General features: G+C 61.4%; 9 protein-coding genes. 3 read left to right on the top strand and 6 right to left on the bottom strand.

Features of this window, described 5'->3' with window-relative positions; translation table 11 throughout:
* Positions 1 to 48: 48 nt before the first annotated feature.
* The gene (locus ACWKY3_RS05125) at positions 49 to 774 is read right to left on the bottom strand and encodes a response regulator transcription factor (protein WP_449315349.1); all 726 of its coding nucleotides are present in this window, start codon (positions 772 to 774) and stop codon (positions 49 to 51) included.
* 321 nt (positions 775 to 1,095) lie between these two features.
* Between ACWKY3_RS05125 and ACWKY3_RS05120 the strand changes: the two genes are divergently transcribed.
* Positions 1,096 to 2,142, top strand: coding sequence for a Fic family protein (locus ACWKY3_RS05120; protein ID WP_449315348.1), 1,047 nt, complete (start codon positions 1,096 to 1,098; stop codon positions 2,140 to 2,142).
* Between the two features lie 224 nt (positions 2,143 to 2,366).
* Here ACWKY3_RS05120 and ACWKY3_RS05115 read toward each other — a convergent pair whose 3' ends face one another.
* Positions 2,367 to 3,584 (bottom strand): ATP-binding protein, encoded by a 1,218-nt coding sequence (locus ACWKY3_RS05115; protein WP_449315361.1) that lies wholly within the window; start codon positions 3,582 to 3,584, stop codon positions 2,367 to 2,369.
* A gap of 290 nt (positions 3,585 to 3,874) precedes the next feature.
* Here ACWKY3_RS05115 and ACWKY3_RS05110 point away from each other — a divergent pair, with 290 nt between their 5' ends.
* Both ACWKY3_RS05110 and ACWKY3_RS05105 read left to right on the top strand, forming a co-directional pair.
* Positions 3,875 to 5,287, top strand: a complete 1,413-nt coding sequence (locus ACWKY3_RS05110; RefSeq protein ID WP_449315347.1) for an L-cystine transporter — start codon at positions 3,875 to 3,877, stop codon at positions 5,285 to 5,287.
* 626 nt (positions 5,288 to 5,913) lie between these two features.
* Entirely contained in the window at positions 5,914 to 6,816 is a 903-nt protein-coding gene (locus tag ACWKY3_RS05105; RefSeq protein WP_449315346.1) for an EamA family transporter, read from the top strand.
* Positions 6,817 to 7,478: 662 nt separating this feature from the next.
* On the opposite strand, the gene ACWKY3_RS05100 is transcribed toward ACWKY3_RS05105, so the two are convergent.
* The 4 genes from ACWKY3_RS05100 to ACWKY3_RS05085 form a co-directional block, all read right to left on the bottom strand.
* Positions 7,479 to 8,360, bottom strand: coding sequence for a sensor histidine kinase (locus ACWKY3_RS05100; RefSeq protein ID WP_449315345.1), 882 nt, complete (start codon positions 8,358 to 8,360; stop codon positions 7,479 to 7,481).
* 2 nt (positions 8,361 to 8,362) lie between these two features.
* On the bottom strand, positions 8,363 to 9,124 hold the full coding sequence (locus ACWKY3_RS05095; RefSeq protein WP_449315344.1) for a hypothetical protein: 762 nt from the start codon (positions 9,122 to 9,124) through the stop codon (positions 8,363 to 8,365).
* A complete protein-coding gene (locus ACWKY3_RS05090; RefSeq protein WP_449315343.1) occupies positions 9,117 to 10,088 on the bottom strand; it encodes an ABC transporter ATP-binding protein in 972 nt (323 codons plus the stop codon). Before ACWKY3_RS05090 ends, ACWKY3_RS05095 begins: the two co-directional genes overlap by 8 nt.
* A 138-nt stretch (positions 10,089 to 10,226) precedes the next feature.
* On the bottom strand, positions 10,227 to 11,222 hold a 996-nt coding region (locus ACWKY3_RS05085), incomplete at its 5' end, for a response regulator transcription factor (protein ID WP_449315342.1).

The raw sequence follows: 11,222 nt of genomic DNA, 5'->3' as shown, positions 1-11,222 counted from the left end.
CAAACGACCCCGAAGCGCTCACTGCACCGGCAGCGCTGGGCGCGGCCCTCACCGCTTCCCCATCGCGTCGGCGGACAGCTTGAAGCCAAGGCCCCACACCGTTTGGATGTAGCCGTCCGTGCCCGTGGGCTTGAGTTTGGCGCGGATGTTGGACACGTGCACGCTCACGGTGCTGTCATCTGCAGCGAACGGCTCGCCCCAGGCCAGCTCGAACAACTCCTGCTTCGTGTACACTTTCTTCGGATGCGCGGCCAAAAGCTCCACGATGTTGAACTCCGTGCGCGTGAGCGGCACCTCGGCTCCGTCCACAGACAACGTGCGCGCCGCGCGGTCGATCGCCCACGCGCCCGCGCGCAGCGTATCGCCGCCGGGCTGCGGCGCGGACGCGCGCCCGCGATGGCGCAACTGCACCTCTATGCGCACCGTCAGCTCGTCCAGGTCGAACGGTTTCGCCAGGTAGTCGTCGGCACCCAACTTGAGCAGATCTATCTTGTCGGAAGCCGCCGAGCGCGCCGACGTGACCACAATGGGCGTGTCCTCATCGGCTGCGCGGATGAGCCGCACCAGCTCCTCGCCCGGCAGCCCCGGCAGCATGAGGTCGCACACCACCACGTCGAAGCGCACGCCGCGCTGCCGCGCGTTTTCAAGCACCAGCCGCGCCTCCGTGCCCGAGAACGCCTGCGTGCACGCGTACCCCGCGCGGCCCAGGTGCTCCGCCACAATCTCGCTGATGCCCGCGTCGTCCTCCACGATGAGCACGCTCGCCTGATCCATGGGGTTTCCTCATCTCCATCGTCACCTCGGTCGTCAACTGCGACCTCGACCGCCAGCCACGATCCCAGCCGACAGCCGCGACCCCGGCCGTCGCCGCCGCCTCGACCACCAACTCCGCTCCAACCGCCAGCCACGGCCCCAACCGCCACCTCGGCCGCCAGCCGCAGCCCCGACCGCAGTATAGCGAAACCCGGCGCCTCCCTGGGGCGCGCTGCCAACCTATCGCAAGTTCCACGGCGTCAAGCATCCTCGCTACGTATATGGTATCATCGCCAATATGCGAAATTTGGCTAAGATACTTTTAAGGTGGCGAAGATACCCATGGAGCAATTCGATTACGGGAAGATCCTTCCCACCCTCATGATTCCCGAAATCGTCTCGTCACTCGGCGCCGTGCGCGAACACCGCGGAAAACAAAGGCTCTACACCGTCATCAAACCGGATGCTCTCAATAGCCTTGGAAAGGTTGCAAGGATTCAAAGTACGGGCGCCTCCAACAGGATTGAGAATATCTCAACCTCAAACAAACGCCTGCACGAACTTATGAACGACAAAACAGAGCCGCGCAACCGGGATGAGCGGGAGATTGCCGGCTATCGCTTTGTGCTCGATATGATTCACGAAAGACACGATGCCATCCCCGTCAAACCCAACACCATTCTTCAACTGCATCGTGACCTTTACCGGTTCAGCGACGCTTCCCATGCTGGCACGTGGAAGGACGCCGACAACGTTATCGCAAAACGAAACGCTGACGGTACGCTTGTCGCCCGTTTTCGCCCGACAAGCGCCGCTGGCACCCCGTTCGCAATGGAGCGCCTATGCGCCGAATACAACGAGCAGATTGCGAACGGCGTCTACGATCCAATTCTCGTTTCCCTCCTTTTCGCCTTCGACTTCGTCAGCATCCATCCCTTCAACGATGGTAACGGACGCATGAGCAGGCTGCTCACATTGCTGCTTCTCTATCGCAACGGCTACACTGTGGGCAAATACATCTCTCTCGAAAAGGAAATCGAACAAACAAAATCAACTTATTATGAAGCCCTTGCGGCAAGCTCAATTGGCTGGCAGGACGGCAACAGCGACTACACCCCTTTCGTAACCTACATGTTAGGAATCGTCATCGCCTGCTACAAGGAGCTTGACAAGCGTGTCCTTCAGCTATCCTCAAGCAGCAACGAAGAGACCCTGCGGACCTACTTCGAAAACATCATCGGTCCGGTTTCCAAACAAGAGATCATGGACGCCAATCCTTCCATGAGCCAACGCACCGTTGAGCGCATGCTGCAAAAGTTGCAAGCCGAAGGCATGATTGAGAAAGCCGGCGCAGCACGGGCAACTGCGTACCGGAAGGCAGGCTCGTGACCCCATGCCGTTGTCGGCAGGATTATGGGTGCAAAGCGGACGACAAGAACCGGTGAGGGGCATCGGAGGCATCGGTTGAGAGGCACTTGCATCCCCAACGCCCCGCATAACGTCCCGGAAGCCTCCAAGATCCTTCGATATTCGGCATAGAGAGCCTGGGGCATTTCGCGCCCAGCAACCTCGAAGCCCGCACAAGCGTCAACGACCAGCAGAACCTGCGACCCTCACGCTCCAAGGGTCCGCACCGGCACCACCAACACCCCGTCATCGCGCTGAAAGGCAAGGGAGCCAATCCCTTCGACAACGGCAAGGAATGAGGGCTGGCGACCTCCCGCAGATACGATCTTCTTCTTAAGTTTGAGTAAATTCGCTGCAGCTGCATCCGCCTGGTTATGTCCCAACTTCACTTCAATGCCTGCCCACGCCCCATCGGATGCCTCAATGACGGCATCGACTTCAAGCCCCTCCTTGTCGCGATAAAAGAACACGTTCGCATCCATAGCTTCCGCATACACAAGCAAATCCCTCATGCAAAGAGATTCAAACAGAAACCCGAACGTATTAAGATCGCCCACCAGCTTTGCGCTCGATGCTCCGAGGATGGCGGCGGGAAGAGAAGGGTCGACAAAGTGGTATTTCGGCTTCTTGTTGACGCGCAGGGACGACTTAATGTTGGACACCCATGTGGGAATCCTTTCAATGGCAAACGCTTTCTCCAACGCTTGAAGATAGTCGTCAACTGTTTCGGCTGAAAGGGGCGTGCTCGACGCGTCGGCAGTCATGTCGCGTATGAGCGTTTTGTCGGCTGTCGCCTGCTCCATGGTGCGCGCCAAAGAGTGCAAAAGGCGGGAAACCTTCTCTGGGTCGCGCTTTATCCCGTCAACGCGCGACAGATCGTCCGAAGCGAGCGTGCTCACGTAGTTGCGAGACATGCGCTGAGCCAGGGGTTCAGCAGACTGAAGCGACCCCGGCCATCCACCTCGCACCACCAGATGAGCAAGTGCCCCAAGTGTTGTCTCGGGAGCCTTGCACAAGGGCGCAGACCCCTCGAACAAGCCCCTGAGCGAGACTTCTGCGGTTGAATCGCCCGATTCTTGAAGGGTCATGGGACGCATTTTCAGCTTCTCAATACGACCGACGCCGCTGTGCCCAGGCTTGCTTTCACGAGGAACCGCCGATCCGGTCAAAACAAACGTGGACAATTTGCCGGTTTGGTCAATTTCGTTTCGCACTGCATCCCAAAGCGAGGGAACTTCCTGCCACTCATCAATGAGCCGGGGTGACGCGCCTTGCAGGGCAACCGGCGGCGCAAGTTCCGCCAACTCTCTATTTTGGAAACCGCCCGACGGATCAAGCAAGCTGATCTCGCTATTTGCAAAACTGCGCCCCGTCCACGTTTTTCCGCAGTACTTTGGCCCTTGAATGCATACGGCACCGAACACCTCCAAGTCCTCGGCGATACCTTGTCAAGGAGTCGCGGAAGATAGCTCTTGTTTTTGAGTTGTCCATACATAAGAGGCAATACCTTGTCTACCAGCTTATTCGTTATTTTGGAGACATCCTAATATGCGTTTTGTCAAGAATTAACTCTTTATTTTGTCGAAGTTCCGCCCATCGTTTTGTCGAGCTGGGCTGATTGATGTTGATTGATTACTTCCGGGTTCCTTTCGCCATCATCGACAAACGGTATACTGTTCGCAGCGCAACCCCTAACCAGAAAGCCGGAGCAACCGTGTCTGCAGAAACCATCGCACCCGTCATTGTCACGCTCGCCGTGTTCGCGGCGTTGCTCGCCGTCCTCAAACTGCTGAAAAATCGCGGGATGAACTTCACCCCGCGCGTGTTCATAGCGCTGGGGCTGGGCATTGCGCTGGGCGCGGGCATCCAGCTTGCCCTCGACCTGGGAAGCGAAGCTGCTACCACGGCGCTCGATTGGATGTCGCTTGTGGGCCAAGGTTACATCTCGCTTTTGAAGATGCTCGTGATGCCGCTTGTGTTCGTGGCCATCGTGGGCGCGTTCACCCGCACGGAGTCCACGAAGAACCTCGGGCGTATCGGCGCGGTGGTGCTGGCGGTGCTGCTGGGCACCGTGGCCGTGGCCGCGCTCGCCGGCTGGGCCTCGACGGCCTTCACCGGCCTTGCCGGGGCCAGCTTCACCGACGCGAGCGTTGACGCCTCCAAGATGGACTCCCTCCAAACCCGCCAAGACCAGGTGTCCGACCTCACCATTCCCCAGGAGCTGCTCTCGTTCATCCCCACGAACATCTTCGCCGACCTGGCCGGCACGCGCGCCACATCCACCATCGCCGTGGTGGTGTTCTCGGCCATCGTGGGCATCGCCTACCTCAAGCTGCGCGACAAAGATTCCGACCAGGCGGCGTTTTTCAAGCAGCTCATCGACAGCCTGTACGGCATCGTCATGCGCATCGTGTCGATGGTGCTGGGGCTGGCCCCGTACGGCGTGCTGGCGCTCATCGCCAACGTCATGGCCACAAGCGACTACAACGCCATCCTTGACCTGGGGAAATTCGTGTTAGTGTCCTACGCTGTCATCATCTTCATGTTCCTGGTGCACTGCCTTATCCTGGCGGCGAACCGCGTGAGCCCCCTCACGTACCTGAAGAAGGCGTTTCCCGTGCTGAGCTTCGCGTTCGTGGCGCGCACAAGCGCCGGTGCGCTGCCGCTCAACATAGAGACGCAGCGCCGCGCCCTGGGCGTGGACGCCGCCACGGCCAACTTCTCGGCCAGCTTTGGGCTGTCCATCGGGCAGAACGGATGCGCCGGCATCTACCCGGCCATGCTGGCCACCATCATCGCGCCCACGGTGGGCATCGACGTGTTCTCACCCGCATTTGTGGCGGGGCTTGTGGCCGTGGTGGTGATCAGCTCGTTCGGCGTGGCGGGCGTGGGCGGCGGCGCGACGTTCGCCTCGCTCATCGTGCTGGGCACCATGGGGCTGCCCATCGAGATAGTGGGGCTTTTGGCCTCGGTGGAGCCGCTCATCGACATGGGCCGCACCGCGCTCAACGTGAGCGACGCCATGGTGGCCGGCGTGACCGCGTCGAACGCCGTGGGAAGCCTGGACCGCTCCGTGCTCAACGACCCCAACGCCCGCGTAAGCGCCGACGGGCAGCAGGATTTGTGAGCCTCGCGCGACAAGGGCCGCACAGAGACCACGGGCGCCCCGTCATCACGCCGAAAGACAAGGAGCCAATCCCCCTCGGCAAAACGGCAGAAAACGCTGGCTCGCTATCTCCTGCGGATACGGTGCGCGCCAACGAATGCGGAAACAAGGAGGCAGCGATCGTTTTTGAGTCGTCCGCGCATAAGGGCGAATAAGCGTTTTTGACTTGCTTGTTATCCGCGGTGACGCCTGTTGTCGCGGATATGGCTTTTCGAAAATCAAATGGGAGGAAGCGAGGAGTTCAGACAATAAACAATCCGATCATCGTTCAATTTCCCTGGTAGGTTGAATTTCAAAATACAACCTATCGCATAAACGTCACAGGCCATCTTTCCAAGCACGCGCTTTCTCAGTAGTAAGCTTTTCGAAATTGGGCGCAGCTTCATTTGAACGCAATGCAAGAGGATTGCACCAACCGTCAGCTTCGCACCATTCGCCGATACCGCATTCGTAGCGGATGGGCGTGCCGCTACACTCGCCGACAAAGGAAGATGTCTGCACGCCTACATCATTTGCCGTGCGGCCGGAAGTCACTGAAGCGACCCCTATTTCCTTATTCTTCATGAAAAGAGAGGAAGGGGTTGCAATTGAGCGCAAAGATCAAAGGCTCGATACTTGTCTGCCTTGGCGGTGCTAGTTACGGAATCATGGCCTCGTTGTCGAAGCGAGCAATGGGCGAAGGATTCGCATGGAACGAGGTGGTCGCAGCACAGCCAATTGGGGCGTGCGTGCTATACCTATGCGCACTTGCCACAGCAAAAGCACTGGGGCACCACTTTGTCTCCATCGAGTTGCGAAGCGCTGTTCGTCTAGGAGCAATGGGAGCATGCAGCATTCTCACAAGCGTGCTGTACAACGCTTCCCTAGCGCGTATCCCAGCCTCAATGGCTGTAGTTGTCCTATTCCAGTACACATGGATGGGAGTTTTATTTCAGACAATAGCCGAGAGGCGCCCTCCCAGCGTTACTCAAATAGCCTCGGCAGGACTTGCGGTACTAGGAAGCATTCTTGCAAGTGGCATGCTGTCCCAAACGAATTGGACGTTTGATCCTATTGGAATTGCACTTTGCTTTGCTGCGGCACTGTGCATGGCGGCGTTCATGCATGTATCGGGTCGCGTTGAGCCGGATGCAAACCCCCTCCAACGCGGAATTATCGCATGCATGGGAGCAACAATAATCGGAACGTTTGTCTGCCCCTCTATCTTAACCGGAGAAGCTTTGCAGAATGGCCTCTGGTCATATGGTCTTGCGTTGGGCGCTGCTGGCTTGTTTATGCCGATCCTTCTGTTTGGTTTTGCGACACCCCTCATCCCAGCAGGCACGGCCACGGTTTTAGCATCGTCCGAGCTCCCTGTAGGGATTGCCGCCGCTGCCGTTTTGCTTGGCGAGCCAATCGACATGCCTATGGCCATCGGCGTTATCGTTGTCCTTGCAAGCGTTTTTATCTCGGCGGCAAGCGCGAACGCAAACGCAGACACGGTAAGTTGAATTTCTCTTAAGAGGAAAATGGCTTTTTCCCAACGCCCCGAAAACAAAAATTCCAAATCATGGCACAAATCAATAGAATGAGGTTTCTAGAATAGATCAAGAGCAACGCAAAGACTGCGACTATCGGCTGCCCAACAGGACGATAAAACCGTTTGTTTTGCCGAGGCGCGCCCGCTGACCGTCATGTCCCGAGGGACGTGATGGGCACCACGCACACGCCGCTCGGCAGTCGTCTGGCGAACGGCGTGATGCCCACGAGCACCGCAAGAAACGACGGCTCGGGATTTCTTGCCGCAGGATTTGCGGCTATCTCGTCGCGCAGGCGCAGCAGGCTCTTTTCGACCTGGGGAATTCGTCAATGTGGGTTACGCTTCTCCCCTGGGCAAGGCTGGCTCATGTCTTACCACAGAACTTCGTGCCCGCAACCTCTACCGCACCGAACCCTTTAAGACGACGCACAACCATTCCATCGAGAAGGCGAGGACGGTATCCAAGGGGAACAAGGGGCATAATCAGCACCTTTCCCGTTTTCGAGCGTTAAATGATCCCGTTTTCGAGCGTTATGCAATCCCGTTTTCGAGGGAACCAAACAGAAAACGGGAAACGGCAACGCGAAACGCGATCTGGGACCCAGGCGTTGCCCAGCGAGCGCCGCCGTTCCCCTATTCCGCAAGCGTCAGCGTTACCGCAAGCTCGTCGCCCTCCCAATGCGCCGCCGCCTTCGCCCCCATCTTCTCGCAGAGGCTCGCCACAATGGAGAGTCCCAAGCCCGCCCCTTCCCCGTTGCGGGCGGCATCGGCTTTGTAGAAGCGATCGAACAGGCGCTCGGCATCGGGCGCGGTGCCTGCGGGCACCGCGTTGGCGAAGGAGAGGGTGCGCCCGCGCTGGATGATGCGCACGTCCCCCGCGCCGTGGCGCAGCGCGTTCGTCACCAGGTTGGCGAACACGCGCGCCAACGCGTCGGCGTCGGCGGTGGCAGAAAACTCCTCGTCGGCGAAATCGACCACGGGCGCCGTCCCGCGTTCCAGAAAGTCGGGGTAGGCCGCCGCCAGCACGTCCGCCAAAACCGGCAGCACCTCCACGCGTTCAAGCGTCAGCTCGGCGTCGGGGTCGGCGGCTTTCGCGTGGTCGAACAGGCGGTCGGTGAGCGTGCGCATGGCGGCAAGCCGCTCGCGCGCCTCCGCAACGCAGCGCGCGCGTTCAGCCTCGTCCTTGGTGCGCGCGTAGAGCTGCAAGTACCCCTGCGCGCCCGCCAGCGGCGTGCGGATGTCGTGCGAGAGCGCCGCCAAGTCCCGCCGAAACGTGCGCGCGTGCTCGACGGCGGCGGCGCTCGCCTCGCGCTGCGCATCCAGCGTGGCGTTCACCGCACGCGCCAGCGCGCGCGTGCCCGACGTGGCGAACTCCACGCCCGCGCGCTCGTTGCTCGCGGGGTCGCGCTCTTCCAAGAAGCGCGCCAGGCGGCGTAGCTCGCGCTCGTACAGCGCCACCGCTCCCGCCGCGCACGCAACGACAAGCACGAACCCCGCAAGCAGCAACTCGAACATGGCTACAGCTTCCTTCTCCTCATGACCAGCGCAACCAACGCGCTGGCGCATACGAACACGATGGCGCCCTCCATGCAGCCTCCCCACGGCAAAGGACCGTCCTGCAAGGCACTCATATCGGCGATTGGCATATGCTCGTACAGCTCCGTTGCCGCGCTGGGGCTCAGCGCCAGCGAGCACAAGCCCAAAAGCACGTGCTCCACGGCACCGCCCACCAGCAGAATCGCCGCCAGAATGCCCACCGTCTCGCTGCGGGTTATCGTTATCGCAAGCGTTGCCGCGGCAACGTAGCCGGAAAGCGTCACCGCCATCTGCGCCACCCAGCGCACGGCGTCCAACGGATTGGTGGGCGCCATGTCGTAGCCTGCCAGGCGAAAGCCCACATCGGACACAGCGTATGCGAAAATCGCGAACGCTGCCGAAACGATAAGCGTGGTCGTCGCCGCAGCCAGCGCCCACGACATCCTGCCGCCGCGCGCCTGCAGGTAGTTTTTGACGGCACCCGTCTTGAAGTCGGCGGAGAAGAGGGCGGCAAGCGCGATGCCGCACCACCATGGCAGTAGGGTGCCCGAGGTCATGCCGATAAAGTGGAACACGCTCAATCCCGGCGGCGCGTAAATGACCACGATGTTGAGCGGAAACACCTTGGAAAGCCCTGCGAACAGAGGGAAGAACATCACAAGCGCTGCGGACATGAGAGAGATGACCACGAACGCGGGTTCTTTGCGCGCGCGGAACAGCATGAGGCGGACCATGCTAAGCACGGCGACCACCCCCTCTCGCGGCGCTGCGGCGGGCGGGCGCGGCGGGCGCGGCGGCGCTTTCGGCATCGCTTCCCATGAGCGCCACGAAGTACTCCTCTATGTCACGCTCGTGCACGAACAGCTCCTCCACGACGATGCCCCGCTGCGCAAGCACCCGCCCCACCTCCTGCGGCGCGGCACCGCCCGAAACATGCAGCGCGTTGTCGGGCATGACGGTGAACGACGCCTGCGGAAACGCGGTTTGCAGCACCGAAAGCGCCAGCTCCGCGTCGGCGCAGCGCACGCTCAGGTAGTCGGCGCATTCCGCCTCCACTTCGGCTGCGGTCACCTCGCGCACAAGGCGTCCCTCGCGGATGACGCCGTAGCGCGTGGCCATGCGCTCCAGCTGGTCCAGCACGTGCGAGCTGATGAACACCGTGACGCCGCGCACCTCCGCCAGCCGCACGATGAGGTTGCGCACCTCGCGCACCACCTGCGGATCAAGCCCGTTGAACGGCTCGTCCAGCATGAGGATGTCGGGCGAACCCACCAACGCCATCGCCAGCCCCAGGCGCTGCTTCATGCCCAGCGAGTACTTCTTCGCCTTCTTGCGGGCAACGTCTGCAAGCCCCACCTGCTCCAACGCCTGCGCCGAGGCGGCCTTCGCGTCGGGCAGCCCCAGCGACAGGGCGCGGCAGCGCACGTTGTCCAACCCGGTGAGGCTGGGATAGAAGCCCGGCTCCTCGATGACGGCACCGATGCGGCGGCTGGTGGTGCCGGGCGCGAACTGCTCGCCGAAGATGCGCACGGTGCCCGCCGTCTGCGGCACCAGCCCGCAGATCATCTTCATGACCGTGGATTTTCCCGACCCGTTGCGCCCTACGAACCCGTAGATGTCGCCTTGTCGCACGGTGAGCGTCAAGTCGTCCACGGCGCGCTTGGCGCCGAACGTGCGCGTGAGGCCCGCTGTTGCAATGGCGTCCATAGTGCTCCTTCCTGCTTCGGTTGACGCTTCCACCTTAACGACGTGACTTCCGGAAACCTTCTGCAAAGTTACAAGAAAACGACAAGATGAGGAAGGGGGCGAGGTGACGTCGCGCAGCGACGGGGCAAGAGCGCTTTGCTACTCCGCCAGCTTGAAGCCGATGCCCCACACGGTTTCGATGTAGCCCTCGGTGTTCGTGCCCTTCAGCTTCGCGCGGATGTTGCCGATGTGCGTGTTCACGGTTTTCTCCTCAACCACCGGCTCCTCGTGCCATGCCGCAGCGAACAGCTCGCGTTTGGTGAACACCTTGCGCGGTCGGCGCATGAGCGCGCACACGAGGTCGAACTCCGTGCGCGTGAGGCGGATGGGCACGCCGTTTACGGAGAACGTGCGCGTATCCTCGTTGGCAGTCCAGGCGCGGAAGCGCAGGGTGCGCTCGGCATGCGGCGCGGCGGCGGGGCCGCTTGTCCGCGCGGCGTCGGTTGCAGCATCGGCTGCGTCACCGGCGGCTGGACGCATGTCGCAGACGCGGCGCAGCTGCACCTCGATGCGCGCCAGCAACTCGTCAAGATCGAAGGGCTTCACCAGGTAGTCGTCGGCGCCCGTGCGCAAAAGCGCCACCTTGTCGGAGACGGCGCCTTTCGCAGACGTCACGATGACGGGCGTGCCGCCCTGCGCGCGCACGAGCGCCACCACGTCCTCGCCAGGCAGCCCCGGCAGCATGAGGTCGCAAATCACCAGGTCGAAGCGGTGGGCGTCCAACAGAAGGCGCGCCTCGGTGCCCGAGAACGCCGGCGTGCACGCATAGCCCTCCTGCGCCAGAAACGAGCACGTCACGTCGCTGATGGCGGCATCGTCCTCCACCACGAGCACGGAAGGTTGCACGGCAGGCGCTGGGCCGGATGCGGCGGGAACGTGCGTGCCGGCAGGCGCAGCGGATGCGCCGGGTACATGCGCGGCATCGGATGCGCACGCGGCGGCAAGCGCATGCGCGGCATCGTGTGCGCGTGCGACGGCGGACATATGCGCGGCGGCGGACATATGCGCGGCGGCGGGTTCGTGCCCGGCAGCGGCCGCCGCGCTGCTTTGCGAAGAGAAATCTTTCATGCCGCCATTATACGCAACAAGAACCTC

Source organism: Rubneribacter sp. (genome assembly GCF_965361815.1).
This window is presented reverse-complemented; position numbering and strand designations above follow the sequence as displayed.